The sequence below is a fragment of the Polaromonas aquatica genome, from assembly GCF_050626995.1.
In the GTDB taxonomy this organism is placed as follows: Bacteria; Pseudomonadota; Gammaproteobacteria; order Burkholderiales; family Burkholderiaceae_C; genus Polaromonas; species Polaromonas aquatica_A.
In genome coordinates this window covers 2,669,602-2,695,657 of record NZ_CP192467.1, presented here as the reverse complement: position 1 = coordinate 2,695,657, position 26,056 = coordinate 2,669,602, and the positions used below count along the sequence as shown (strand labels likewise).

The window sequence follows — 26,056 nt, the reverse complement described above, 5'->3', positions numbered from 1 at the left end:
GGCAGCGTCTTTCAGGTCCGCGTACCTGCGGCGCGCGCACGATAAAGCAGAATCATCGCAGGCGCGGTTCCCGGCGATTTCCTGTCGCCGCTGATAACGAGGTTTTGCCCCGGGCCGAACAGTCTGGTCTCGCCCTCCTTGAGCTGCAGCACCTGGTTGTCGATTGCAAACAAGGCTGCGCCCGAGCGAAGGTTGCGCTTCGCCAGTTCCTCGGCGGTCAAAAGGTGTGGCCTTGCCGTCACGCGTAGCCGGGTTGCCGCGGGCAGCAGCGCCTCGCTCGCGATACAAGCGTCAAGCAGCCAGCGTTCCATTGACGCGCGTCCATCGGCGCCCAGGCCCTGGCCGCCCTGCGGCCTGAGTTCGACAAGCACTTGTTCACCCGCGTCAGGAGGCAACACATGTGTAAAAGTACCGTCGGCATGGCGTTCAAAGGGCTGCAGCTCAAAACTGGTGTTGATATAGCTGAGCTTGCGCACCACATAATCCAGCGCGCGCCGGAATTGTGGTGAGCAGTCATCGTGCTGATAAGCGTCCAGCACCGGCGGGATGGGATTGGCGCCGAACGATGCCATCGTGCCAAGCAGCAGCGCCAGGCTATCGTAGACCGCGCGTGGGCTCGACTCGGGGCGCTGCACGATGAGGCTGAACTGTGGCAGCACGGCAGCCAGCCGCCGGGCCATATCCAGGTGCTTGCGGAAATGGGCACCCTGCAACTCATCATCCTCTGGACCATCGCCTTCCCGGTTGGTGCCCAATTCGCGCAGTTTGAGCCACAGCGCTTCATTGAGTAGCTGGAGCCGGTGCCGCAAGCCTGTTGCCTTGAGGAAGTCGCCGGCCTGCCAGCACAGCATGGGTGGGTGGTAGGGCTTGAATTCGACGTGCCTGTTTTCTTCGCGCCGAAACAACTCGAACAGGGGACAAACCTCATAACCGGCCGGCGCAGCAACTTCAGCCGACAGCGAAATGGCCGGCCGCAGGCGGTCGACCGGCACCGATCCGGTCAAGGTGTTTTCATCAAGCGATACCAGGCCGTGCACAACCTCATTGCGTGCTGGGGTCGTATTCCAGTGATTGGAGGCGTTGCCCCGCACAGGCATGATCAGCGATAGCCGTACCCCATCCGGGGTTCGCTGCAACTGCGCGGTGACATCAAGTTCGAGCGCTTTTCCGGTATACGAACCGGGGAAAACAACTGGCGTCCCGTCGGGCATGATGCATTCAAGCCGTTTGATTGCGACGATGCCGGCCTTGAGCTTCACCATATCCAGCTGCAGCAGGCTCAACCCCCAGAAGTCCGGCGCGACGCACGACAGCCGGTACCTCAACTGCTCCTGCCAGTAGACATCGCTCTGCTGGAAATGCTGGGGTGACAGCAACATCCCTTCTATCCACTGGACACTGTCGGGCAAGGCGGGACCCGCCGCAGCGGAGAACAGCTTCGCTGCAGGCTGCGCGGTTTTGGGCGCCGAAATGGTTTCAGGCATGGGTTCTCCAATCATGGAAGGCAGCTCGTGTAGCTGATCTGCGTGCTGCGCAGGGTGATCAATGCGCATTTGTAGGCAGTGATGTTGGCGACAGCCTGACCGCCGGCGCTCACGTAGCTTGCGTAGCTGTAGACATAGACGGCCTTGCCGTAACCGCTGGGCAGGGGCAGGTTGGTGACCGTGCTGCCAGGTACAACCTGCACGCCAAGCACTGCGATACCGCTGGCCAGACCGGCTTGCAGCGCGTCGCGGTTGGCAAACCAGTCGGGTGAGGTCTTCGGCAAGACGGCCACCGCGTTCTTGTCGAAGACAAACACCAGGTCAACCTCGGTTCCCATATTCTGATTGGCATCGAGTTCGGCGACGATGTTCAGTGTCTTTAGCGATGTGGTGGGGCTGTAGTCCAGCGCATAGCTGATAAAGCCGCAACCCGAAACCAACAGCAACGCTGCCGTGCCGGAAAGGAACTTGGCGGCGCGCATGATCATCCCAACACCATCACACATACCTGCGAGGGCGTAATCGACATTCCGATTGCGTTGCCTATCATGCCGTTCTGCCCGACCACACTGGTCAGCCGCGTCGCGAACACGCCGCCCATGGCGACCTTAAAGCTACCCATGAGGTATCGGTCCGGTCCAATTTCCATGCCCGAAACCACACCCAGGTTGACGCCAGGCTCGTCGCCGTTGCTCAACGTGCCCTGTGTCACCAGGTTTTCGGCGAGTCCGCCGCCGATGATCACGCAGGCCTGCGAAGGAATGTGCGAGATTGTGATGACGATATTGGGAAACGGAATAGGCACCGGCCCTACCGGCGTGGGCACCAGGCAGACGTCGGGAAACGCGAAATTGATGACGCAGAGGTTCGTGTTGGCGAACATGGTTCATCCCAGGCTGATGCGCTCGGCATCGAGTTTGATGTCTTCCTCGGCCGTGACCAACGCCTGCCGGCCATGGAGCCGCAGCAGCGCCGAGGCCTGCATGATCCCGTGCTCGACACGCGTCACGAGATGGCGCGCCGACTGCACCATGGTCTCACTGGCGGACGCCAGGAAATCCCTTGCGTTGACGCTGACAGAGCCGCTGGCCGACGTCAACTCGACGTCACCAAGACAGCGCAGTGCAATTTGGCGGGTGCAGGCCAGCTCAAAAGCAGGTTGGGTGATCGCCATAAGCTCCGCACCCGGCACGGAAATCTCAGCACGGCCTGCACCCGGCGTGTCCGAGGCCGGCTGTGGGCGCAGCAAAATATGCGTCACAAACAAGCCCGAAGCACTTTGCAGCACGGCAACCGTGTCACCAGGCAGCGGCGTGAGCAGGCAGGAAACCGCTTGCAACGCAAGCCGCCCGTCTGTCAGCCGCCATTGAGCTTGTCCGAGCGACCGGCCTATGCTCGCCTCTCCCCAACACTGCATGGTTTCGGCATGTGCGGGAAGGTCAAGTCGTTGTGTCGCCTGTTTCATGCTGCTTCCATCTCAAGTGAACGTTTTTCGGCGGCGGCGCGCGCCTCCTGGGTCCCCAGGGCGGCGGCCACGTTGGCACCCGTGAAATCGGCACCAGTCCAGACCGCACAATGGAAACTCGTACGATCTAGCTTGCAGTACCGGAAATCCATTGCCCGGCCGTTCGCATGCGCGAACTGGGCAAACTGCAAGTCCGATCCCGCGAAAACGACGCTGTCATGCCTGCTGTGATCCCAGATCGTTTTCACCAATCCGGCTCCGCGCAGCGAAACCTCCTTGAGCTGGGCTTTTTGCAATACCGCACCCTCGAGTTGGGCGCCGTCAAGGTTTACCCGGTCAAATTTCGCCTTTAGGAACTGGCAGCGCGTCGCGTCGATACCGCTCATCAAAGTTGCGCTGAAGCAGGCTTCGGAGCAATTCGATTCACGGATGCTGGCGCGGCTCAGATCAGCACCTGAAAAATCGGCACCCTGCAAAGTGCAGCGCAGCAAGCTGGCGCCGGCCAGTTTTTGCCCGGCGAAGCTGGCTTTAATAAACAGGCTGGTGCTGGCACGCATGCCAGAGAGCCTGGCTTCCTGCAGTTGTGCCTCGTTCAGGCTTACCTGCTGCAATTCGGCATCCTGCCAGTCACTGGCGCTCCACTGGCAATCTGCAAACGCGCTGCGCAGCAAGCGCGCCCCAATCCAAAAAGAGCCACCGATATCGCACTTCGTCAACATGGATTTCTCCAGGTTGGCACCGTCCCAACGGCTTTGGCGGAGGTCACACTGACTGAAGGCGAGCATTGTGCCGGCCGTACCACGCCAATCGCTGCCGGCCAGGCGGCTCTGGCAAAAAGCGGTGCGGCGCAACCCGGCATCGCAAAAAACGGCCGCATCGAGTTCGCAGTCAATAAAGGACGCGCCCTCCAGCTGGGCTCCGGCCCAATACGAACCCGCCAGCTGGCAGCCGCTGAAAACCGCACCGGTGAAGTCGTGGCCACTTGCATCAAGCCCAGCCAGCATCTGGCCGCGCACCGGACGGCCAAGCCGCACCAAGCGCTGAATCTCGGCCCAATCCTGGGCGGAGGCCTGGCTGTAAGTTCTGCTCATGCGAGCCTCCTGCGCGCATCCAGGCGTACGCCGCGTGTGTCCGCATCAACCAGGCAGACCTCGGTGAGTTCGGCTTCATACAAGCTGGCTTCGCGAAGATCGGCCTTTCCAAAGTCAGCCTTTCGCAACAACGCCTGGTAAAAATCGGCGCCCACCGCACTCACACCGGGCAGTTGAGCCTTCATCATGAGCGTGCGCGGCAGGCAGGCACCGTCAAGGCTGGCGGCGCTGAGGTCGGCCCGACTCATATCACACGCCATGATGAAAGCGCCGTCGAGCCGCGCACCCTGCAACTGGCTTTGCGTCCAGCTTCCGCGTTCAGCACGCAATCCGGACAGGTCGGCGCCACGCCAGTCACTGTCATTTCCCTGGACCTGGACCAGTCGGGCCTCTCTCCATTTACTGGCCGACAGGTCGGAACCGATCAGCGCACTTCTTTGCCATTGCGAGCCCGAAAAATCGGCGCCTTGGGCCTGCAACTTCCAGGCTACGCATTTGTTGAACGAAGCACCGCACCAGCTGCTTCCGGCCAGTTTGGCCTGGTTCAAAATTGTTGTATTCAGTTTCGCGTCATCAAAGCTCGCACCGCAAAGATCTGCATCGTCGAGCTGAGCGGCTGACAGGTCGCAACCATGGCCGTCAGCTTGCATCCAGTTCGCCCTGGAAGCACGGACCGAACAAAGACTGGCCCCGCGAAAACTCGCGCCGCGTGCATCGCTGCTGCAGAGATTGGCCTCATCAAGGTTGGCCTCATCAAGTAGCGCGCCATTGAGCCGGGCCTGAGTCAGCACCGCGCGGCGCAGGTTGCAGCCGCGCAGGTCCGCACCGCTGAGGTCGGCGTACTCCAGCATGCATCCGCCAAGGTCAAGGCCCGCAAGTACGGCACCGCGCAGGTCCGCGCCGGCAAGGTCGCGGCCGGCAAGATTTTCTCCGGCCTTCGCCCAGGCCAGCACCTGCGCCCCCAACAGTGACGCAACAGCGCGCGACAATGCCTGCGCGGGTGATAGCGGGATGGGGGACGCATGGCGGGCTTTGTTTTTGAGTTGCGCGGCAGCCATAAGGTCGGCATGTTGGGATGGCGTCGCGGCCAGCGCGAGAGGCGCCAGTGCCTCTTGCGTCGCCGAGCCATCGGCGCGTTGCAACACTTCCGTCCAGGGCGGTCCGGGCTCCGGAACGGTTTTTCCCTCCCCAGCGGGCGCATCCGTCTGCCCCGCCTGCCCCGTCAGCACCTGCAGCTCTGCTAACTGGTGAGTAAATGCAGCTTGCTGTGCGGCCGCATTTTCGCGGGTACTGGCCACCAGCTTTTCGACGCTATGCATGAGGTCTGTCAAGTCCATGTCGCCATCGGCCAAGGCTTTCGCCGACGGTGTTTGAAGCAGGGGCGGCCCGACTTTTGGCGGTTCGTAGCCCACAGGCGGCGTCATGCCGCTTTGCTGCCAAAATTCGCGCGTCACTTCGTCAAGCACATCCTGGCGTTTTTTCAATGCCGCTTCGGCTTCGGCGACGGCCAGCGCGGGATCGATTGGATCGAGCGACGGCGCTAGCTGCGACTCGTTGAGCGCATGCAACGGTGCAGTCTTGGGGTCCAGGCGCAGCGTGAGTACTTCTGCGTAATAGCTCAAGGTACGGGGCGCCTCGGTAGCGCCTTCGTAAGCCAGCATCAATACCCCGATGTCCAGTGCATCACTGTCGGTGATCTGTATCTCGCCTCGCCAGGCCGCAATACCGAGTTGCTGCTCGGGCAGGAACCAGACCGTGTCCATGCGCAGCCCGATTTCAGCCAGCGAAGCGGGAGAAGCGTCCCTTTTGAGCGCGAAAGCCTTGACACGCTGCTCAGGCAGTACACCTCGGATGGTCTCAATCTGAGGATGCATTCCCTGTAACAGGTAGGCCTCGCCGCCCACGAACGAATTCGCGATGCGCTGGTCGGTGGCTGCCTGGTTATAGAGCCGCCAGTCAAGATCCCGCGGCAAACCGGGGTAGTCCTCGCGCAGCCAGCGTTCATCGTAAGTACCGGCATAGCGCTTGCGAGGCATCCAATCGATAGGCATGGGGCCAAGTCCGGCAGGAGGATAGTGGCGTCCATGGCAGTCAACAGGCTGAACGGCATACTCGATATTCGGCATCGCCCCTTCGTTCGCACCGGCCATTGCGGCGAGCCGGTTGCCGTCATAGCCGCAGCCGACCGGATTGGCTTCACAGCCCGGACCACCGAAGGCATGTGCGAAATCAAGCGGCATATGTACAAATTCCGCAGGCTGCGAGATGCCAAAGAGCGGCAATACGCCATAGCGCCACTGCCTGTCGCCAAAAACCGCCAGACGCTTGTCGATGGGGCCGACCTGCAGCCGCGCTTCCATGCGCGTCACCGGACGGTTTCCCGGCGCGCACGCGCGCCCCAGCACCAGGGCTTCGGCCCCGGCCTTGGGCATCGCTTCGTCCAGCGCCTGTCCCGGCGGCAATGCAGCCAGTGCCCGTGCCCATTGCGGGCCTTCCATCAGAAAGCGCTGCGGGCTGGCTTCACCCAGCGGAAAGAACCCCAGTGCCGTCACCACCAGCCGGTTTACGCCGGATTGCCGGTATGTCTTGTAGAGCAGGCCTAGGCTCAAGGGCTTGATGATCTTCATGGCGGCCTAGAGATAGATCTTCAGCTCGGTGATCGTCAGGCTCAAGCCCGTGATCTGCATCGACGCCTGCAACGCCGTAAGCTGCACCAGGATGCCGGCCCCGGTCATTTCAATGGAGGTTGATGCGCCTTTCATCGAGATCGCCGTGGTGTCGCCCGACAGCGAGATGTCAGTGCTCGACCCCAGGACAGAAACACTGTTGCTCTGGCCCGTGAGGCTGACCCGGCTGGACAGACCGGTCAGGCTGACCTCGTTGTGAGCGCCAACCAGGTTCATCGCCGTACTGGCACCCGTCATGGAGGTGCTGCTGCTGACACCAACCAGATTGGTGCCTGTATCGACCAGCGTCATCGAAACATGATCCGACGCAAGTGTCACCGCAACGTTGCTGCTCGAACCGGTCGCGCTGGTCTGCATGCTCATGCCTACGACCGAGTCACTATCGCTGAGGCCAACCATGCTGCTGCTGCTACTCATTCCCTCCATTGAGCCCGACAGCCGCACCCCGGTCGCGCTTGCGCTGACAGCCATGCCGACCGCCGAGGTTGAGAAGTGCTGGCCGGTCACGTCGAGGTTGACGCTGCTGACCGTGAACGACTCGCTGATCTGGCTGGCAGTGGTAGTTGTATTGAACACGAGATTTTGCGAGGTCGTGTTGCTGAGCGTGCCTTCGGTCTTGCTGGTGTTGGTGGCGCTGCCGGTCACCAGCGAGTGGTTGGTGGTCGTGCCGAACTCGGTGCTGCTCCAGCTTTCCGCACCCTTATGGGTGCTGTGGGTCGAACCGAAGGAATCTGACTGACTCAGCAGGCCGTTCGCGCCGTCCTCTGACGTCGAATAGCCATAGGTGGCACCCTGCGAATACGACGATTCGCGGAACTTGCCACTGTCGTATTGCTGGCTGACAATGGCAACCGCGTTGTCCAGGTCAGCATCGGAGCGCAAGCCAAAGCGGATGCTCTTGCCGTCGCCATACGCCGTCGAATAGCTGCTGCCAACGTTGGTATTGGCCGTCCAGCCCGACGGCATGATGACCTTGGTTCCGTTCGCCTGGATGATGCTCTGGATTTCAGGCAGCTCGGACTGGTCTTGCGCGCGCGTAATGATGACGGTCGCGCCGATCTCCGGCACGGTCTGCATGTGCGCCGCCAGCTTGACCCAGACCGGCTCCGCCGGGTCAGCACCGTCTGGTGAAAAGATGTCCTGGCTTGTCGAGAACCGCACATAGACACCTTGCGCCTCAAGCACCGGGGCAATGCCCTCGCTGTCGACAACGCGGCTCGTCTCCGGGTCAAAGTTGTCCTTCTGCATATAACGCCAACCCACCGGTGCGACACCCTGGCTTCCCCCCGAGACGACACTGGCGAGCACGCTGCCTTGCTGGGTCTCCTGGATGGAGAATGGCGTAACCAATCCCTGGGCGTCTGTCGCCTGGAACCTGTTGCTATAGCTGCCGTCGAGCGTGGCCTCATGCTGGACCTGCGTCGCAACAAAGCTCATTCCCTCCAGCTGAGGTCTGACCTGCGGCGGCCATTGCCCTGAACGCACTTCCTGCGTCACCGAGAAGCGGTGGCCGCAATGCAGATAGGGGCAATAGCTCGAACCACTGAATTGCCGGCTACCCGTATCCAGGGTGTCCTGCGTTGCACGGGCATAGTGATCGACCTCAACGTCGCTGCAGCCGTATTGGTAGATCTGGTATTGGTTGAAGGGCAAGGCGCCAGGCGCCGGCTTGGTCTGTGCATGAAAACTCTGAAATCCGGCCACAGCATCAGACTCCCAGGCAGCCTCCTCGCGCGTGAACACCGAGGCCACCGCGCTGCTGGCAAGGCTCTGCTGAAACCGGTAGTCGCCGATCATGTCGGGCTGAGCCAGACCGAGAGTATCTTCCTGGGTACCGCAGTAGCGTAGCGGCTTTCCATCCGGCAGGGCTTCCGGATAAACAGGCCGGTTGGCGAACACCACTGTATGACTGGTGCCAGTGCTCACGTAAAAATAATAAATGTGTGCTTTCGACATGAGCCGCCGCACGAACTCGTAGTCGGTTTCACCGGCCTGCAGCCAGTCCTGCTGCCTCGCGACTGCCAGGTTGCCTGAGCCGACCAGCGCCGCGACCGAAAAATCGACGTTGTGCTTGCGCAGGACGCCCGCAATAGCATCGCGCACATTCAGCTGGCGATGGATGCAGTAGTTGTTCGTAAGCGTAAGCTTCCAGAGCGCTGGCCTCATCGTCGCGCGATAGACCCCGGGTTGCTCCATAGAGAAGGAAGCAACGATGCCATTGAACAGGGACAACCGCGCGCCTTCGTCCTGGCCGTGTACGGCCTGGTCAAACCATTCGTTGGCTTCTTCGCGCGTCGGCTGCTGCTGGTCATCCAACACCGGGTAGTGAACCCCCACGGTGACCGGTCGCCCGAGCAGGTCATCAAAGGCCAGCTCAAGGCCACTCTCGGGGTCGGAGTTTCCGTGCAACTCCAGTTCATACTCAAAATGGTCGGAAATGCTTTCCTGCCCTTTAAAACTCACCAGCCGGAAGCTACCGTCACCCAGGATGGCGCCCGCCTCCAGGAACAGCGCAACATGCAGGTAGACCACCGGCGCTGGCGACAGCGAAGCCAGTGCGGTCGTCATGCCAGCGACGCGGTCGTTCACGTCATGGCTCCCGACTCATAGGCAGGGACCAGAAAGCGCGCCACGCACACACCCGAAATGCCAGCGGCGCTATCCGTCGGCCGTGACTTCAGCCATGCGTTAAAACCCAGGCGCATACCGGAGAAGCCGGAGGCCTGAGTCGATACCAGTCGCGCCAGCGGCACTTCTGCGGCAAGCACCGAAAGTTCGATCTCGGCATCGTGGCGACGGTCAAGCATCAACCGCAGCAATCCTTGCAGTTCCTCATACGAGCTATGCTCGGCAGGCGCTTCACCGCCGATATCGACCTGGCGCTGCAGGCGTTGCCATTGGCGCAGCGAGCGTTTTGGTTCCGTGTTTTTTTTCAACGGTGGCAGCAGTGCCTCCAGTCGGGAATAAGCGACAGGGCCTGCGGTCAGCCGGATGCGCGACTGCTGATCCCAGGTGCTGCGACCCAGCAGCATGTCGACGCCAAGCCGGTGGCCGCTGCGGCCCAGGCGGTGCTGATCGTCCGGATCGATTGCCCGCCATGCGCCCACCAGTGGCTGTAACCTGACCGGAAATCCAAGCTGCACCGAGATCACCTGAACCAGCCCGGCGGCCGACCGCCGGCCGTTCGCCAGCAGGTCTCCGATGCCGAGCCACTGGCGCTGGGGCATCGGAATTTGTCCGGCCTGCTCGGCATTGTCCACCCCCATCAGCGCACCAAGGTATTCAGCGAGCTGGCTCCGCTCAGGCAGCTCGTTGTTCAGCCCTGGCTCAAAGCCAGCACGGGTTTCATAACGCAGCAGATTGAGCCGGTTATTGAAAATGTCGAGAAATGCGCGCGTCGCGGACTTTCCTGCGCGATCCAGCTCGCGCATCCACTCGAGAAAAGGTTCGGGCAAGGGACCGAGTGCACTGCCAACACAGAAGTCCGGGGTAGTGATCGCCAGCATTTGTGGCCGGTCATGCAGATCACCTTCGGCTTCAATCAGCGCCGGAACCGCAGACGACGCGGCTGCAATGGCCTGCACCCGCACAGCACTCGCAGCGCGCGCGGGAAAGCCCGCATCAAGGTCAGCCTCAAAACGCACGGTCTGGCCTGACCCGCCGGCATGATCATCAGGCTGACGCAGCCATAGACGGATCATCTGCAGAAAATTGAACTCCCCAAAACGCTGCTCGAGCCGGCGGCTCAAAGAACGATCTGGGCCCCAACCATTGGTGGCCATCTTTTGAGTACTCCTTTCTCGTCAGTGGTTTCCAGGCTTACGCAGACCATGTTGTTGACTGTCGAGTAGAGCGCAAGAAAGTAGCGCAGTACCGACGCGAATAACAGCATGCTGGTCGACTCGAACTGTTTCCGATTCAGTGTGAGGGTGATATAGAGACATTGCACATAACCCCGCACCCCATCGCGTATCGTGTAGCGCATGCCGGGCCGACATTGCAGGGCCTGAATTCCTTCAATGCTCCGAAAAGCCTGTGTCTGAAGGGGGTCGATATGGTCGCGCAGCATGCTTTTGAATGCCGCGAGCGCCTGAGGCCCTTCCGCCATCGACAAGTGGCTCATGCCGAGCTGGGACACCAGCGACCAGGGGCGTCGCCCTATCAGTGCGGGGGTGATATGGCGCGAAGGCCGGCTTACCACTTCGAGTACCGTGATCGGCCCCGCCCCTTCGAGCTGCAGGGGTTGCTTGACCAGCAGTTGTTCTGCCTGCTTGCGATTGGTGCAAAGCGCCCGCCCGCCAACAACTTCCGCCGGCGGCAGCGCCATCTGCTGCCGGACATCAAGAAAAGATATGAATACCTCGGTACCGGCGATGCCGCCGAGCTGGTTTTCCTCGCGCCGCATCACGTAGAAATAGTCATCGGTGCCACGCGTCTGGGCGTTCCCAAGTTCGAAGTAGGGCGTCAGCTTGCGTTGACTGCCGTCGGCGCTAATGGAAACCAGTTCCTCAATGCTGTAAATCTCGCAGTTCTGGCGGTTCTGCACGTCTGCAGTTAGCTGGTATTCGTACTGCGTGTGGTCAAGTGCCAGGGGCTCCATGCGCTGGCGATAGAGGTTTACCATCGGTACGCAGTTGAGCTTGAGCGAGCGTGACGAGAGCTGCCGATCCTTGTGGGAAGCCACGTCAAACTGGAACAACAAGTCAAAACTATTCTCAAACGGGGCGAAGTCAAACTCGCCGGTTTCAAAAAACATGAACTTTTCCGGAAAGGAGAAGTACTCCTGGAGAAGCCGGTGTCCGGGATGCATGTTGTTTCGGGCCGGGAGCGCGGCCTCGTCGTCGCCAAACCCGAGCCAGTGAACTGCGCTCTGGCTTGCGCCTGGCAATGGCTCGCCACCAATCTGGGCGATATCGACGGCGTGCAGGTGCAGGCCCAGCATCTCCTGCAAATACCAGGCATCTTTTTGGCTGGTGTCGATGTAAAAGCGCAAGCGGGTTTTCTTGAGCGCCTTAACCGGGTCGATACCCAGGCTGCGCACCCGCACACGCAGCACCGACAGGCAACGTTCGTCGCTCAACCCGACCGGAAAGTCTCCCGCCTGCAGCATTTCGATGTCGACAATACCCAACGGCACCAAAGGCAAGTCGCAGGTTGTCGTAAAGCGGCAGACGCTTTTCCGGCCCCGGCCGTCCTCAGCCGTCACACTGGCCTGCCGCCCGCGCTCCAGAACCGCGCCGGCCGCATCGTCCGGCTTGACGCGGACCTGAGCAACCAACATGGGCGGCACAGGTGCCGCCAGGTGCGGATAAAGGTAACCGAGGAGTACGTTCGGGATCAGCGCCTTGCTGACTTCAGACTCATACTGCACACGGCCCGTCAGGAAAGCAAAGGACTGCAGCAGCATTTCCACATGGGGGTCACGCGAGCCGGTGCGATCGAGTTTGAGCGCCTGCGCCTCTGTCGGATAGGCCTGCGCAAATGCGGCAGCGTCGTTGCGCAGCCCCGCCAGTTCGCGCTGGTAGTAGTCCTTGAGTTGAGTTCCGTAGACTTGCATGGTCTGGAAGCGCCTAACGGCGAGGCAACCCGAAGCTGAAGGTCTCGGTCAGCGGTTGGTCGGCGAGCTTGCCTGTGACGACTACCTGGAAAGGCATGACGGAACTTCGCGTTTCCTCCACAGTCACACGTACGCCCGTCAGCCGGGGCTCGTGACGCACGATCATGTCGCGGATGCCCAGCGAATAGCGCTGTATATCATCTTTCTGGGCATATCCAGCGCCGGTCAGGGAAGGCAGGCCGATGCGCATGAGTTCCAGACCGGTCGAACCAGCCCAGACGTGCGAGCTGACCAGGCGCTGAATCTGCAGTCGCACGGCATCGCGCAGATTGAAGCCCTGACCGCTTTGCGCCGGTGCCGCACCTGCAAACTCCAGGCGCTCAAGCAAGAACTGCATGTTTATCCCCTTGGCCGGCGCGCCGCAATAACGGCACGCCATCTCAAAAACAACGAAATTTTGCAGCCCGAGCGAGGGCCGCAACGAGGCTCAAGTGAACGCCGTCAAAGGCCTGTTCTGCGCCAGACTCCAGCCGGCAGTGACGTTGCCCTTGACCTGCATATCCGGCGTCTGTACAGCGTAGGTCCAGACGATCTCGGTGAAATTAAGCTTGAACTGCTCGGTCGGCATGTCGTCAGGATGTGACTGGAATTGAATTTCGCTGATAAGCGCATCACGCAGCATGAAGGTGATGATGTTGCCGACCTTGTCCCCGGAGTTGCGCAGGATGTAGATGTACGATGGCTTGGCTTTGTCGCCCAGCGACTTAGCGCGCAAACAGAAGTCGTAGAGCTTGACCGAAGTCTTGTCGACATATTTGACGCAGGTGAACTCCGTGATCACCGGCCTGCCAGAGGTTCGCGCCGAATTGCTGACGTCGGTCGTCACCTGCTGCTTCATACCTTGGTGAACTGACACCAGTTCGATGCATTGGCCGAGCTTGAGTTCCTCGTTGGCGGTCCAGTCAGCGCCGGTCGAAATCAGGCTGCCGCCCGTGGCCCAGTCATTGCTTGTTGTGGGAAACACAGAAGTGTCGCCGGGTTGTAGCAGTATCAGATCCATGGCTTGTCTTTCGTTGGTCTATGTTGGATGGCAAGTGAATGCGTCACTTCGGCAGATTCGCCACAAGGCGGATCGAGGTCGTCAATTCCTCAAGCTGGAAGTGCGGCCTGAGGAAGACCACCGCGTTGTAAGAACCCACGGCACCCGGCACGTCCTTCACGATCACGTTCGCCTGGCTCAGGGGAAAACTCGCCTTCGCATCCTGAGAGGCGTTCTCATCGAGCAGCACATAGTTGGATATCCAGGTATTGAGGTAGGCCTCTACATTGCCCCGCGTCAGGAAGCTGCCTATCTTGGCGCGCATGATGACCTTGATGTAATGAGCGAAGCGCGAGGCCGCGAGCATGTAGGGCAGCAGCGCTGAAATCTGCGCGTTAGCATTGGCGCTGTCGGAAAAATACTTCTTTGGCTGGTTGCTGGTCTGTCCGCCAAAGAATGCAGCTTGTCCCTTTCCCTTGCAATGACATAGCGAGATGAAGCCCAGATCGTTAAGCTCCTTTTCACGCCGGTCGGTGATGGATACTTCCGTTGGACAAAATAACTCCTCGGCCCCGGAGTCAGTGCGGTAGCTGTAGGTCGGCAGATCCTCAACCAACCCTCCCCCTTCAACCCCGCGTATTGCTGCCGTCCAGTTGTACTTGGAGAACGCGTTGGTCACGCGCTGGGCCAGCATGTAGGCCGCATTACCCCACAGGAAACTGCCACTGTCGGGTGAACTGCTGGAAGGTCCGACGGTCTCCTCGAAGTCCATGCCGTCAACCGGCCAGCTGTTCTTGCCGTAAGGCAGGCGCAACAGCACATGCGGCATCACCAGCGTCACATAGCGGGAGTCCTCACTTTCGCGGAATTCCTGCCAGCCGGCCAGCTCGATGCTTTCAAAGATCTTTTCCAGGTCGCGCGGCTTGGCGAGGTCGCGAAAGCTGTCGAGCCCGAACAGTGACGCCGAGGCCGCGGTGATGTACGGCGCATGGGCGGAGGCCGCGACTTCCGCAATCTTGCGCAGGAATTCGATATCCTTGGCGCTACGCCCCACCTCATAGCCGCCAATCAGAAGGCTGTACGGCAAGCCACCGAAGGTGCCGTACTGGTCTTCGTAAATCATTCTGAAGAGTTTGCTTTGGTCCTTATCGACCGCCTTCTCCATGTCGTCGAGCAGCTCGTCCCTGGTGGCGTTGAAGACACTTAGCTTGAGCATCTTCCCGGTTTCGGTGTTTGACACGAAATAGTGCAAGCCGCGCCAGGTTGCTTCAACCTCCTGGAACTTCGGCGCGTGCATGATCACGCTCAATTGCCTGCTCAGCCAGCCGTCGATGTCGGAGATGTGCGAGTCAATCGCGGTTATCGCGGCGACCGGCGCATAGGTGGAACCTGGAGCATCGAGCCGCGCCAGCACGTCGGTCGCAAAGAAACCGATCGGGCCGAGGAATTTCTGCCTGCCCTCGTCGGTTTTCAGGCCGGCCGCATCCATGAGGGAAAAGACCGCATCAATGCTCTGCTTGGCTTGTTTTTTTGTCGGAGGCACCGGCTTTGCCTTCGGGTCAGGCGTGTCGGTAGCACCGCTGAGAATCAGCAGCATGTTGTTGGCCACCCTGCGATTGACCGCGTCATGCTTTTGCTCGGCTACTGTGCGCACCTGTGCGGCGTCGGCCGGCATCGCAATCGAATCGCTGTCGTCGGTCTGCTGCATGCCGAGCACAGCCAGAGCGGCCCTTTTCGCTTCGGCATCAATTTGGCCATCCTTGGATACCAGCGCTGCCAATAGCGCTGCGGCGTCTGCAGCGAGCTTGGTCTGCGTCGAGGCCACGGTGGGGTCGGCCCCGAGCTTGCTGGCGATCGCATTGCGCTCCAGCTGGATTTTGGAGGACAGGCTGGCATCCCACTGCGTAAGTTGCTGCAGCTGGGCCGACACCGTCTGCAGATTCTCTGGCGTGTCGGCGGTCGCAAACACTCCAAGCAGCCTGCGCAGCGGCGCCAGGGTTGCATCGGCGTCAACCACTGGCTTACCGTCCGCGCCCACGCTGTTGACGGTCTCATATCCCCAGTCGGTGGCAGCCTTGAGCTTGGCTGCCTGATCGGCCTTGCCCATCACCATGGCCAGGTCGTACAAAGAAGATGTGGCCTTTTTGAGTTCGCCTGGCGCCTTGTCCATGTCGGTTTTGACGACGCTGTTGCGGTAGTCCGGCCCGGCGAGCACCTGAAGTTGTGCCCGCCTTATCTGGCCTTCTGGCGTTTTGGCGATCAAAAGATTCAGTTGATCGTTCAGGCGGTCACTCGATTCCGCACGTGACTGCAGCATGCGGATGTTGCTGCGCACACGGTAAAGCTTGTTAAGTTCCGGAATGGCGCGCACGACAGCGATCGGGTCAAACGCATCCAGTGAACTGAAAGTAATGTCACCAGACAGGTTGGCGGACTCAACGGCCCCGATCTGCATTGCGCCCGGCGGCGACGGGATACGCGGAACGTGGCCCAGAGCGACCCGCGGCAACTGCGTCTTCATGACGTCATTGAAAAGGTCTCGGTCAATGGGCACCATCTGCCGCTGCTTGTAGGGCAGAAACTCCACATCGGGATCGCGATCACCGGCCAGGTCAGCGAACACGCCAACAATGAAGGGGAGTTCCTGCTTTTCGATGGCGCCACCCGTCTCCACCTCGTAGGTGATCTTCACCCGGGGCGGACGATTACGCTCCAGCCATTTTTGAACACTTTCAGCCATTTTTAGCCTCTCATAGTCAATACCGCACGCACTTGCAGAAACGCTCGCCAAACCACGAGGGCTGCGGGCGGAATTTCTCCCGCTCAGTTTTCGCAAGCAGCATGCCAGTCTCAGGAATTCCTTAACTCAATGATTTATATGGATATTTTTCTCTCCCGAAGACACGGGGGGGACTAATTTGCACTGCTCTTTTGGCAATTGAACAAGCATCTGGAAAGCCGGAAAGCCACGCTGGTCGAAGTGATCCTGCATTTGCTTTCGCCTATGCGGCCAGAGGACAAATTTATCCATGAAATGGTGCAGATATGTCCCCCTGCGGAATCGCGCAGAAACCTAAAGTACGCAATGACTATTGCGATTTATTAGTTTCCAAAGAAAATGACTAGGTTTAAGTGATCGCAACAATCATGAAGTTGCCGTCTACTGCAAAGAAGCCGGGGGCAAGCGCTCTGGAACCATTGCAGCAGGCAGTAGCGCCTTGGCACGTACCTATGACAGGCAACAGCATTCCAATAAGAAAAAACATGCTCGATGAATAAACAACTGGTCAATTTCGCCGTTCTCTGTATTCAACGAAAACTGAAAAGTGCCCCGCATTCAGTTGATACGGTCAAGGGAATCCACGCTTTTTGGATCAGTTGGGAAGAGCCCATTCCCCCGGAAGCCACGACACTGGAGGCGCTGGAAAGACTCGAGAGAGAGGGGGTAATGGAGCGCGTCGCGTTGGACACTCAGGAACTCTGGATGATGAGGAAAGCGTCGAGTCGCGCTGAGTAGCTGGCCCACGGCCGCGGCCTGCGAGGCATTCGCTGCGCGCAACCCCAGCAGGCGTTTACACGTCGGCCTCGCTGTCTTGATTCCGCGGTTCTTCACTGGAAGCGCTGTTAGGCGTTTGTTTGTTGACGCGCAATTCACGCACTTTCGCTGTCACTGAAATCGGCAGCCGTTTGCTGCAGCACGGTCAGCAAATTCGGGCCGAGACCCAAACCGCGATAACAGCTGCACTGGACAGTGCCACCACGCCTTCCGGCCCCTTGCGCGTGGCTTGCCCCATCGCTTTATCGTCTGCCTTGGTGGCCGATGTAGCGGTGGCATTTGCACGCGCACATCCGCGCGTGCAAATGCATTTGACGACCACCCATGGAACCGATGCCCCCCGCTGCGACCCTTACGATTTGGTAATACATCCAAGCAACCAGAGCTTGCCCGATTCCGACCTCATCGCCCGGCGCCTGGTTCAGCTTTCGTATGTGTTGGTCGCCGCGCCCTCGCTGATGGAAGCTAGCGCCTGGCCCATGACGCCGCAGGAGCTAAGGGGCAAGCCCGCCATTGGCTGGAACTCCCGCGACGCCTGGGCAAGCTGGCAACTCAACGGCCCGGACGGGGAATCGGTGAACGTGCATTTGCCAGTGCAATTCGGTGGTGACAGCCTGATCGCTGTGCTCAAGGCTGCACTGGCTGGTCTGGGTATTGCGCGGCTACCCTGGCTCATGTGCCGGCCACATGTCGAGGCTGAAGATTTACGCATCGTCACTGCAGGTTGGGCGCCGGCGCCAACGTCGATTTATGTGCTGTACTCCTCGCGTCGCCAACTCAGCCTGGCTGGGAAAGCCTTCATTGCCACTTTGAGCCAGGCAATGATCGCGGAGAACTGGGGTGAGCAATAGGGCAATATTCCAATTCATCACTCTACGGTGACGGATTTAGCCAGGTTTCTTGGTTTGTGTGGCCGCATAACTTCGCGTCGCGAAGTGAGCGTCCACCAAACCCCGCAGTGCGCTAGCGCGCACCTGTGACCGTCATTCGACGGTCACAGACTTTGCCAAGTTGCGGGGTTTATCCACATCCGTCCCCCGCGCCACGGCCGTGTGATACGCCAGCAACTGCAGCGGCACCACGTGCAGCAGCGGGCTGAGCGCGCCGTAGTGTTCGGGCATGCGGATGACGTGCAGGCCTTCGCCGCTTTCGATGTGGCTGTCAGCGTCTGCCAATACGTAGAGGACGCCGCCGCGGGCACGGACTTCCTGCATATTGCTTTTGAGCTTTTCGAGCAGCGTGTCGTTGGGGGCGACGGTGACGACGGGCATGGCGCTAGTGACCAGGGCCAGGGGGCCGTGTTTGAGTTCGCCTGCGGGGTAGGCCTCGGCGTGGATGTAGCTGATTTCTTTGAGCTTGAGTGCGCCTTCGAGGGCGATGGGGTAATGCAGGCCGCGGCCGAGGAAAAGTGCGTTTTCCATCTTGGCGAAGTCTTCGGCCCAACTGATGACTTGCGGTTCGAGCGCCAGTACGGCCTGCAGAGAGGCGGGCAAGTGGCGCATGGCTTTGAGGTGACCGGCTTCTTCTTCGTCGCTGAGCTTGCCCTTGCTTTGGGCCAGGGCCAGCGTGAGCAGGAAGAGCCCTGCGAGCTGGGTGGTGAAGGCTTTGGTGGATGCCACACCAATTTCAACGCCGGCGCGTGTGATGTACGCGAGCTTGCATTCGCGCACCATGGCGGACGTTGACACGTTGCAGATGGTGAGGGTTTGCGTCATGCCCAGGCTTTGCGCATGGCGCAGCGCGGCCAGCGTGTCGGCGGTTTCACCGCTCTGGGTGATGGTGACGACGAGCGATTTCGGGTTGGGCACCGAGCTGCGGTAGCGGTATTCGCTGGCCACTTCGACCTGCGTGGGGATGCCGGCAATTGACTCGAGCCAGTACTTGGCGGCGCAGCCGCTGTAGTAGCTGGTGCCGCACGCCAGGATGAGTACCGAGTCGATCTCCTTGAAGACGCGGAAAGCTTCGTCGCCGAAGAGTTCGGGAACGATGCCTTCGACACCTTCGAGCGTGTCGGCGATGGCGCGCGGCTGCTCGAAGATTTCCTTTTGCATGTAGTGGCGATACGGGCCCAGCTCTGCAGCGCCGCTGTGGGCGTGCACGGTTTTGACTTCGCGCTGGGCGGCCTTGCCCTCTTTGTTGAGCACCCAGTATTTGCCAAGCTGGATGTCCACCATGTCGCCTTCTTCGAGGTAGACGATTTGGTCCGTCACGCCGGCGAGGGCCATGGCGTCGCTGGCCAGAAAGTTCTCGGTCTTGTCTTTGCCCACGCCCAGGATCAGCGGCGAGCCGGCGCGCGCACCGACGACGCGGTGCGGCTCGTCTTTGCAAAACGCGGCAATCGCGTAGGCACCGTGCAGTTGCGCGACAGTGGCCTTGAGTGCCTCAAACAAATCGCCGTCATACAGGCTGTCCATCAAATGCACGATGACTTCGGTGTCGGTCTGGCTGTCGAAGACATAGCCCTTGGCTTTGAGGCCGGCGCGCAGCTCTTCGTAGTTTTCAATAATGCCGTTGTGCACCAATGCAACCTTGCCGGCGCGCGCCGTGGCACCTTCGCCGCTTCCGTGGCTGAAATGCGGGTGCGCGTTGTGAACCGCCGGCGCGCCATGGGTGGCCCAGCGGGTGTGGGCAATGCCAGTGCCGCCTTCGAGCTTGTCGGCGCTCACCTGCTCCTGCAGTTCGGCGACGCGAGACGTGCTGCGCGCACGCTTCAGGCCGCCAGCGTAGACGGCGACGCCGCAGGAGTCATAACCGCGGTATTCGAGGCGCTGCAAACCCTGCACCAGGATGGGAACGATATTTCGTGTCGAAACGGAAGCAACGATGCCGCACATGGAGGTCTCCTGAAGATCAATGCGGTGATGCTACGTATTTACGGTTTTCGTATGCGATCTATTTTTCCTATTAAATGGAATTTAATTTCACCCATACCGGGTAATTGAATTAAATTTCATTTATAGTAATTTAATGGAACAAATATCCATTGATGACATCGACGTGAGGCTGCTGGACAGCCTGCAAACCGATGCATCGCTGAGCAACCAAGCCTTGGCCGAACGCGTCCATATCTCGCCGCCAACCTGCTTGCGCCGCGTGAAACGCCTGCGCGATGCCGGGCTGGTGGAACGTGAAGTCGCCCTGCTCAGCCCCGACAAGCTGGCCGCCATCACCGGCCACGGGCTGACGGCCCTGGTCGAAATCACGCTGGACCGCCAGGGGGCCGAGCAGCAGGAGGCATTTGAGGCACGCGTGGTGCAGGACGGCGCGGTGCAGCAGTGCTACCGCGTTTCACCGGGGCCGGACTTCATGCTGGTGGTGCATGTGGCGGACATGCCGCGCTACCTTGCGCTGGCGCAACGGCTTTTTACCAGTGACGCGAATGTGCGCAATGTGAAGGCATTTTTCAGTACCAAGCGCGCAAAATTTGAACCAAAAGTGCTGTTAGCCCAATAAAAACCGGCGCAAGCAGCTATCAAAACAATAGCAGCCTGAGTCAGGTAGCGGCGGGCGTAAAACTTATTGATTGGGTTGCGCAGCCTGCCGGGTTTGCTTGAGCAGCGCCCAGGCCATCAACCCCAGCGCAAGGGCACCCGCCAGCAAAACACCCCACAGCACCAGGGTACGCGTCGGCGTGCCCTCGCTGGGGGGCTGCGCCGCCACCAGCGGACCGGCTGCCCCGGCGCTGCCACCGGTGATGTCCGCTTTGGCCACGTCGGCCTGGGCGACAGGCAGCGAATTTTCCTGCTGAGCCTTGTAGCCCGGGATCAAGCTCGCCATGGGTAAAAAGGCGCCGGCGGCCCCCGTTGAACTGGCCAAACCCGCGGCCAGAGTGAAAGGGCCTTGCCCGCTGGCCAGAAAAATGAGCTGTGCCGGCTCAAACTGCAGGACGATTTCAGGCGCGGCCGCAAACCCCGGCGTTTTGAGGTCGGCTTCGATCTTCATCTCGCGCACCGATGAGCCCTGCAATTCGACCGGGCCGCTGGTCTGCTCTTTGCCTGCGGTTGTCATCCTGTAGACCACGGCGCTGGCCAGCAGGCCCCAGGGCTGGTTGCGGTCATTGCGGCCCAGCACGCGGATGGGCACCAGCACGTTGCTGCCCTGCGGCGTGATTTTTAAAGCGGCAACCGGCGTGGCAAATGGCAACGCAAAAGTGAGCTCATGCGGGCGGGTCAGCACCGGCGCGGCCATGGTGGCGCTCACGCGCTGGCGCAGGGCTGTGCTGCGGGACGTCACCAGCGTGGCACCGCGCAGGGTGACGGCGGCATCGCCCCAGGTGATGCGCAGGTAATGGTCTTTGAGGTCCGCCATGGAAAGCGCCAGGCTGTTGTCCCCCAAGCTGGCGGCTGGCGCGGAAGCCTCTGCGCGGTACAGCACCGTGTCCGCCAGGGGCCGCCAGTTCTTCAGGTCCTTGCTCACCTGCACATCAAAACTGACGGGCTGGCCAACCGGCAGGTCGGCATCCAGCGTCATGCGGGCCGCAGGCGCGGTGATGCTGCGCGTGTCGAGTAACGCGCCCAATACCTTTTGCGGGGAAGCTGCGCCCGCCGTGTTTGCGCCGCTGCCGGTGTTGAGCTGCACCACGCGCCGTCCCTGGCGCTCCTCAATGCGCAGCGACAGGCCCTCCAGACCCGCAGCGCCTGCGGTCCCCAGAATCGGATAAGCGGTGAGCTTGACCTGTTGCTCCTGTGTGGCCGTTTCGGCGGCGACATTGGCCAGCGCCATCGGTACGGGCTGGCCTGCCGCGTTGAAAAGGCGCAGATCGGCGTAACCGGCGCTTTGCAGCCGCACCAGCGCCTCGGCCGGCACCAGCAGCCGCTGCAATGGTGCATCAGGCGCCAGCATGACGGGTATGCGAACGGCATATGAACCCGGGTTGCCAGCATCCGTCGCGTCGGCGGCCAGCACCAGCAGCGGAGCCGCCAGCGCCGTAGACAGTGCAAGCATTAAAAAGCGTCGGTTGATTCTCATGACTGGGTTACCTTTAAGTCGCCCGCGTCCCCGGGCAAAACATCTTGCGCAGCGGCGGTGGCAGCCGCCTTGGGTGGCAGCGGTGCAAAGTAGCCCACCACCAGCATCAAAATACCCACGACGATGAACGCGATGATGCGCTCTGCACCGCCGGCGTTCGACAGGTCAATCAGCAGCAGCTTGACGACCACCAGGCCCAGCAGGCCTGCGCCCACCAGCCACAATGGCCGCTGCACGCGCCGGTGCGCCACGACCATCAGCGTGAGCGCAAGCAGCGTCCACAAAATGGCATAGCCGGTTTGCACCACGAAGCTGTCAAAGAGCGCGTCGGCATCCCAGCGCACGCCGAAGAAATGGTGCGCAACACGCAGCCACACGGTGTTGACGGCGACAAACATCAGCAAGGCAAGCGCCACCAGCGCGTTGCGGCCGGTCACCCAACCCGCATTGCCCGGCGGCGGCGCGGCCGTCACCAGCACGCGGCGCCAGAACACCAGGGCGCCCAGCGCGAGCGCCAGCGTCAGGTCAGTCGGGTTGAGCAATGGGATGTAAGGCAGCGGCGCAGTGCGGCCCGAGGAAGCCACCGCGGCGACCAGCGCGCCCCAGAACACCAGCACCGCCAGCGGCAAGGCGGCATACCAGTAATAAGCCTGGGCATGCGGATTGAGCGGCCACTTCACGCCCTGGCGCAGGGCTGCGCTGTTGGCCCGCCCCGCCCACACCGCCAGCAGCATCAGCACGGCGATGGCGCTGATCAGCAACACCACGCCGGCCCAGGACGTGCGCCAGAGCTCAGCCTTGCCGATGCCCGACCACAGGCAGTCCGCCAGCAGGAAGGTGACCAGCCATGCGCTTGCCGCGTGTAAAAAGCCATAGGGCGACCGGGCCTCCGTTCCCGCTGGCGAAGACAAGGGCAGCGCCTGCTTGTCAGACTGCCGCAGCATCCAGTAATGCAGCACCAGCACCGCCGGCCACACAGCCCATGCGGGCGTGGCAAGCACGCGGTAGCCTTGACCTGCCTGCGCCACATAACCCAGCGCCAGCACCCCCACAGTGATGCGCGCGGGCCAGGTTGCCACCGCCCACTGCTTCTTCAGGCCCAGCAGCATCGACAAGGCCGCGCTGGCTACCACCGCCAGCATCATCAGCAGGCCGGTGGTGCGGTCGGTAAAAACCTGCTGGGGAAAGCCATCTGCCTCCAGCGCCGGCACACGGCGGTTGATTTCCAGCAACCAGGCCAGGCACCAGAAGAAAAAGCCGTAAAGGTACACAGGAGCGCTGAGCTGGGACTCCACACCGGCGTAAGCCCTCGCCCAGGAAGATTCGCTGTGCGGCAAGGGCTGGCGCAGCCACCACGCCAGTTGCAGCGCCGGCAGCGCGATCAGCAGCGCGCCGATAAAAGCCGGGTTGGCGAAAGGAATGGCCGAGACAGGATTGCCCAGCGCGCCGGCGTCATCCAGCCCGCCCAGAAACGCCATGGCGGCTACGCCCTGCAGCAGCAGGCCGAAGGCGCGCGGCATCCAGCGCGCCTGCCGCATGCCGACCCAGAACGCGCCCGCGCCTTCCAGCGCCCAGACCGCCGAGGTCCATTTCGCATCGAGCGCCAGCGGCACCGCCAGCGTGGCAAAACCCACGCCTGCCGCAATAAAGCATTCAATCAGCAAGCGGTAGCTGGACAAGGCACGGCGCACCAGCACCATGGCTGTCACCAGGTACAACGCGGCAAACCCCAGCGCTGAAAAGGCCGTCCCCAGTTCCATGTTGCGCACGAGCCCGGCCTGAAGGCCGAAGCCCACCAGCGGCGTGCCGAACACCAGCATGGTGTCGACCGCGTTGCCGAGCTTTGTGGGCGTGTTGCGCGCGTAGAGGATGGCGGCGAACAGATAGATCAGTACGAAGCCGATGAGGAAAGGCTGGGTGCTGGCGTAGTGCTCCGGCGTGTACCTGAGTACACCCCAGGCAGTCGCCACACCGAAGGTAGCGATGAAGCCCACCACGTTCAGGATGCGCCATGAGCGCTTGTATGCAATAAACAGGATGGCCAGGTTCAACAACGAGTAATAGCTGAAAAGCCCCACATGACTGCCCTGCCCCGTTGACAGCAGAATCGGCACGGCAAAGCCACCGGCGAATGCAGCCACCGCCAGCGCGCGCGAGTTTTGCAGCAAGGCCAGCGCGCAACTGAGCGCGCACACCACAATCATCAAACCAAAGGCCGGCAATGGTTCGAGCAGGCTGTACATGCGGAAGGCGGCAAACACCGTGAGGTACATCACCGCCACGCCGGCGCCCTGCAGCGCAAGCGCAAAGCCGGGCTTCTCGGTGCGCTTGCGAAAGCCCACAGCCAGCAGCGCGATCGCCGCGGCGGCAATGGCTGCCAGGCGGAATTCGACAGGAAGCAACCCGGCCGATGCAGCATAGCGCGCCAGGAAAGACAGGCCGATAAACAGAATGACCAGTCCCACCCGCACGATGGTGTTGCCACCCAGGAACCAGTTCTTGCCGGCAATCAGGGCCAGCTCGATGGCGTTGGGCTCGGCCGGCTTATAAGGAGGCCGCGCGGCGGGTGCAGGTTGAGCGTGCGGCAAGCCATTCGGGGCCAGGTCTTCTTGAAGGGATGCCTCTTCGTTGCTGACCGCGCTGAGCGTGCTGACCGCCACTGGCGCCATGGTTTGCGGCGCAGCGGGTGCACGTGCAGGAAGCGGAGCCACCGGCGAGGGAGTGGTGTTCTCAAAATCCCTGAATCCGCCGTCGTCTTCCGCGGCCTGCATATTGCCGCCGGACATAGCAGGCTGTGCTGCCGAGGCCGTCGCCACCCTGACCTGCGGCGCATGCTTTTTGCGCGCGGCCTCGACTTCAGCACGCACGGCCCAACGCAATGAAAGCCCGGCAAACAAACCGAGGAAGCCGCCCAGGAAAACACCAAAATCACCATAGCCCGGCCAGAACCAGCCCAGCACGGCACCCCAAAAAATACTCCAGATGATCATGACCCGGCCTCCCTGTTGTTTTCCGTGCTGCGAGGCAACGCGCCAGCCTGCGGAATGGGCTGATGGTACTTGATGGGCCTATGCCTGAGTCCCCACGGCACGCAGCCGGAGCAAGCCGTCAGGAAGGCCTGTCGAAATCCTACTTAATTTTGAGGGAAATCGGCCGTGGCCCAATCAAAACCGGCGTAATCAGCTATCAAATTAGTAGCATAAGGATTCAACGCGTCTTGGATCCCTCTTGGGCGGTGTTCCAGAAAGCGCGCGCCAGCGGCGACAGTTTTTCCACATTCAGGCAGGCCAGCCCCACCGTGCGTGGCTGTGGCGGTGACAAGGGCCGGTAGACCACGCCCTTGGGCGCTTCGGGCAGCGCCAATCGGGCAGCTACCGACACAGCCAGGCCCTGCTGCACAAATTGCAGGATGGAAATGATCTGGGTGAAGTGATACAGCACCTTGGGCAGCGCAATGTTTTTCTGCAGGATGGGCACGATAACCGGCCCGCAGCCAGCTTCCGTCAGCACAAAGTCCAGCCCTGTCAGCGCGGTGACCGGAACGGCCCTGAGTTTGGCCAAGAGGTGTTTCGCCGGCAGGATGGCGACAAACTCGTCCTGCACCAGCGGCAGCACCTCAAAGCGTTCGTCGGGCACAACCACAAATCCGAGCTCCACCCGCTTTTGCAGCAGCCAGTCGTCCACCACTTCGTCGCTTTCCTCTTCAATGCGCACCTGAGCGCCCGGGTGGCGCTTCTTGAATGCCGCTAGCAGTGGCGGCAACAGGTTGACGGTGGATGTAGGCCCAAACGAACCGATGCGCAGTGTGCCGGTTTTCAACTCACGGGCATCGCCCAGCTCCTGCGTCATGGTGGCGGCCAGGGCGGTCATCTCGCGGGCGCGCAGCAGCAGGCGCTCACCAGCATCCGTCATGGCGACACCGGAAGCGTCGCGCTGCGCGAGCTTGACGCCAAATTGTGTTTCAAGCGCACGCAGGGCGTGGCTGACAGCGGACTGCGTGGTGCCCAGTCGCATGGCTGCGCGTGAAAAGCTACGGCATTCATCCAGGGTGATCAGGACTTCAAGTTGGGCGAGTGTCATGGGGGTTCACAAGGCAATCAGGCGGCGCACGGGAATGATGAGTAAATACTCATTTGATAGTGAACCAGTTAGCAGGTAATCTCATGCATCAATCTAACCGATACCAGCCTTTTTTCCAACAAAAAAACC

At 61.1% G+C, this 26,056-nt stretch carries 19 protein-coding genes; 3 read left to right on the top strand and 16 right to left on the bottom strand.

Features of this window, described 5'->3' with window-relative positions; translation table 11 throughout:
* Positions 1 to 11: 11 nt before the first annotated feature.
* From tssK to tssC, 12 genes are all read right to left on the bottom strand, one after another.
* Positions 12 to 1,484 (bottom strand): type VI secretion system baseplate subunit TssK, encoded by a 1,473-nt coding sequence (gene tssK / locus ACQ4MS_RS12815; RefSeq protein ID WP_431094987.1) that lies wholly within the window; start codon positions 1,482 to 1,484, stop codon positions 12 to 14.
* A gap of 11 nt (positions 1,485 to 1,495) precedes the next feature.
* A complete protein-coding gene (locus ACQ4MS_RS12810; RefSeq protein WP_431094986.1) occupies positions 1,496 to 1,972 on the bottom strand; it encodes a hypothetical protein in 477 nt (158 codons plus the stop codon).
* Positions 1,969 to 2,367 carry a DUF4150 domain-containing protein gene (locus tag ACQ4MS_RS12805; protein ID WP_348049148.1) on the bottom strand — a complete coding sequence of 133 codons (399 nt, stop codon included), beginning with the start codon at positions 2,365 to 2,367 and terminating at the stop codon, positions 1,969 to 1,971. Before ACQ4MS_RS12805 ends, ACQ4MS_RS12810 begins: the two co-directional genes overlap by 4 nt.
* Before the next feature lie 3 nt (positions 2,368 to 2,370).
* Positions 2,371 to 2,949 (bottom strand): DUF3540 domain-containing protein, encoded by a 579-nt coding sequence (locus ACQ4MS_RS12800; protein WP_431094984.1) that lies wholly within the window; start codon positions 2,947 to 2,949, stop codon positions 2,371 to 2,373.
* Positions 2,946 to 3,983 (bottom strand): pentapeptide repeat-containing protein, encoded by a 1,038-nt coding sequence (locus tag ACQ4MS_RS12795; RefSeq protein WP_431099586.1) that lies wholly within the window; start codon positions 3,981 to 3,983, stop codon positions 2,946 to 2,948. Before ACQ4MS_RS12795 ends, ACQ4MS_RS12800 begins: the two co-directional genes overlap by 4 nt.
* A 53-nt stretch (positions 3,984 to 4,036) precedes the next feature.
* Positions 4,037 to 6,667 carry a DUF2169 family type VI secretion system accessory protein gene (locus ACQ4MS_RS12790; RefSeq protein ID WP_431094983.1) on the bottom strand — a complete coding sequence of 877 codons (2,631 nt, stop codon included), beginning with the start codon at positions 6,665 to 6,667 and terminating at the stop codon, positions 4,037 to 4,039.
* A gap of 6 nt (positions 6,668 to 6,673) precedes the next feature.
* Entirely contained in the window at positions 6,674 to 9,316 is a 2,643-nt protein-coding gene (locus ACQ4MS_RS12785; RefSeq protein ID WP_431094982.1) for a contractile injection system protein, VgrG/Pvc8 family, read from the bottom strand.
* The gene (gene tssG / locus ACQ4MS_RS12780; protein WP_431094980.1) at positions 9,313 to 10,509 is read right to left on the bottom strand and encodes a type VI secretion system baseplate subunit TssG; all 1,197 of its coding nucleotides are present in this window, start codon (positions 10,507 to 10,509) and stop codon (positions 9,313 to 9,315) included. The genes ACQ4MS_RS12785 and tssG overlap by 4 nt, the downstream gene beginning before the upstream one ends.
* Positions 10,473 to 12,284, bottom strand: a complete 1,812-nt coding sequence (gene tssF / locus ACQ4MS_RS12775; RefSeq protein WP_431094979.1) for a type VI secretion system baseplate subunit TssF — start codon at positions 12,282 to 12,284, stop codon at positions 10,473 to 10,475. The genes tssG and tssF overlap by 37 nt, the downstream gene beginning before the upstream one ends.
* A gap of 13 nt (positions 12,285 to 12,297) precedes the next feature.
* Positions 12,298 to 12,681 (bottom strand): GPW/gp25 family protein, encoded by a 384-nt coding sequence (locus ACQ4MS_RS12770; RefSeq protein WP_431094978.1) that lies wholly within the window; start codon positions 12,679 to 12,681, stop codon positions 12,298 to 12,300.
* A 90-nt stretch (positions 12,682 to 12,771) separates the two neighbouring features.
* A complete protein-coding gene (locus tag ACQ4MS_RS12765; RefSeq protein ID WP_348049164.1) occupies positions 12,772 to 13,344 on the bottom strand; it encodes an Hcp family type VI secretion system effector in 573 nt (190 codons plus the stop codon).
* Positions 13,345 to 13,387: 43 nt separating this feature from the next.
* Positions 13,388 to 16,063 (bottom strand): type VI secretion system contractile sheath large subunit, encoded by a 2,676-nt coding sequence (gene tssC / locus ACQ4MS_RS12760; protein ID WP_431094977.1) that lies wholly within the window; start codon positions 16,061 to 16,063, stop codon positions 13,388 to 13,390.
* A gap of 531 nt (positions 16,064 to 16,594) precedes the next feature.
* On the opposite strand from tssC, the gene ACQ4MS_RS12755 reads away from it, so the two are divergent.
* Positions 16,595 to 16,840 carry a hypothetical protein gene (locus ACQ4MS_RS12755; protein ID WP_431094976.1) on the top strand — a complete coding sequence of 82 codons (246 nt, stop codon included), beginning with the start codon at positions 16,595 to 16,597 and terminating at the stop codon, positions 16,838 to 16,840.
* Positions 16,841 to 16,962: 122 nt separating this feature from the next.
* Positions 16,963 to 17,730 carry a substrate binding domain-containing protein gene (locus ACQ4MS_RS12750; RefSeq protein ID WP_431094975.1) on the top strand — a complete coding sequence of 256 codons (768 nt, stop codon included), beginning with the start codon at positions 16,963 to 16,965 and terminating at the stop codon, positions 17,728 to 17,730.
* Between the two features lie 132 nt (positions 17,731 to 17,862).
* On the opposite strand, the gene glmS is transcribed toward ACQ4MS_RS12750, so the two are convergent.
* Positions 17,863 to 19,713, bottom strand: a complete 1,851-nt coding sequence (gene glmS, locus ACQ4MS_RS12745; RefSeq protein ID WP_431094974.1) for a glutamine--fructose-6-phosphate transaminase (isomerizing) — start codon at positions 19,711 to 19,713, stop codon at positions 17,863 to 17,865.
* Between the two features lie 133 nt (positions 19,714 to 19,846).
* Between glmS and ACQ4MS_RS12740 the strand changes: the two genes are divergently transcribed.
* Positions 19,847 to 20,332 carry an Lrp/AsnC family transcriptional regulator gene (locus ACQ4MS_RS12740; protein ID WP_431094973.1) on the top strand — a complete coding sequence of 162 codons (486 nt, stop codon included), beginning with the start codon at positions 19,847 to 19,849 and terminating at the stop codon, positions 20,330 to 20,332.
* A gap of 63 nt (positions 20,333 to 20,395) precedes the next feature.
* On the opposite strand, the gene ACQ4MS_RS12735 is transcribed toward ACQ4MS_RS12740, so the two are convergent.
* The 3 genes from ACQ4MS_RS12735 to ACQ4MS_RS12725 all read right to left on the bottom strand — a co-directional run bounded on the left by ACQ4MS_RS12735 (position 20,396) and on the right by ACQ4MS_RS12725 (position 25,927).
* A complete protein-coding gene (locus tag ACQ4MS_RS12735; RefSeq protein WP_431094972.1) occupies positions 20,396 to 21,847 on the bottom strand; it encodes a DUF3999 domain-containing protein in 1,452 nt (483 codons plus the stop codon).
* Positions 21,844 to 24,837 carry a DUF2339 domain-containing protein gene (locus ACQ4MS_RS12730; protein WP_431094971.1) on the bottom strand — a complete coding sequence of 998 codons (2,994 nt, stop codon included), beginning with the start codon at positions 24,835 to 24,837 and terminating at the stop codon, positions 21,844 to 21,846. Before ACQ4MS_RS12730 ends, ACQ4MS_RS12735 begins: the two co-directional genes overlap by 4 nt.
* A 217-nt stretch (positions 24,838 to 25,054) precedes the next feature.
* On the bottom strand, positions 25,055 to 25,927 hold the full coding sequence (locus tag ACQ4MS_RS12725; protein WP_431094969.1) for a LysR family transcriptional regulator: 873 nt from the start codon (positions 25,925 to 25,927) through the stop codon (positions 25,055 to 25,057).
* Between the last annotated feature and the right edge of the window lie 129 nt (positions 25,928 to 26,056).

Coding starts and splice junctions, on each gene's coding strand:
- tssK (WP_431094987.1), bottom strand. CDS start 1,484: ATGCCTGAAACCATTTCGGCGCCCAAAACCGCGCAGCCTGCAGCGAAG.
- ACQ4MS_RS12810 (WP_431094986.1), bottom strand. CDS start 1,972: ATGATCATGCGCGCCGCCAAGTTCCTTTCCGGCACGGCAGCGTTGCTG.
- ACQ4MS_RS12805 (WP_348049148.1), bottom strand. CDS start 2,367: ATGTTCGCCAACACGAACCTCTGCGTCATCAATTTCGCGTTTCCCGAC.
- ACQ4MS_RS12800 (WP_431094984.1), bottom strand. CDS start 2,949: ATGAAACAGGCGACACAACGACTTGACCTTCCCGCACATGCCGAAACC.
- ACQ4MS_RS12790 (WP_431094983.1), bottom strand. CDS start 6,667: ATGAAGATCATCAAGCCCTTGAGCCTAGGCCTGCTCTACAAGACATAC.
- tssG (WP_431094980.1), bottom strand. CDS start 10,509: ATGGCCACCAATGGTTGGGGCCCAGATCGTTCTTTGAGCCGCCGGCTC.
- tssF (WP_431094979.1), bottom strand. CDS start 12,284: ATGCAAGTCTACGGAACTCAACTCAAGGACTACTACCAGCGCGAACTG.
- ACQ4MS_RS12770 (WP_431094978.1), bottom strand. CDS start 12,681: ATGCAGTTCTTGCTTGAGCGCCTGGAGTTTGCAGGTGCGGCACCGGCG.
- ACQ4MS_RS12765 (WP_348049164.1), bottom strand. CDS start 13,344: ATGGATCTGATACTGCTACAACCCGGCGACACTTCTGTGTTTCCCACA.
- tssC (WP_431094977.1), bottom strand. CDS start 16,063: ATGGCTGAAAGTGTTCAAAAATGGCTGGAGCGTAATCGTCCGCCCCGG.
- ACQ4MS_RS12755 (WP_431094976.1), top strand. CDS start 16,595: ATGAATAAACAACTGGTCAATTTCGCCGTTCTCTGTATTCAACGAAAA.
- glmS (WP_431094974.1), bottom strand. CDS start 19,713: ATGTGCGGCATCGTTGCTTCCGTTTCGACACGAAATATCGTTCCCATC.
- ACQ4MS_RS12740 (WP_431094973.1), top strand. CDS start 19,847: ATGGAACAAATATCCATTGATGACATCGACGTGAGGCTGCTGGACAGC.
- ACQ4MS_RS12735 (WP_431094972.1), bottom strand. CDS start 21,847: ATGAGAATCAACCGACGCTTTTTAATGCTTGCACTGTCTACGGCGCTG.
- ACQ4MS_RS12730 (WP_431094971.1), bottom strand. CDS start 24,837: ATGATCATCTGGAGTATTTTTTGGGGTGCCGTGCTGGGCTGGTTCTGG.
- ACQ4MS_RS12725 (WP_431094969.1), bottom strand. CDS start 25,927: ATGACACTCGCCCAACTTGAAGTCCTGATCACCCTGGATGAATGCCGT.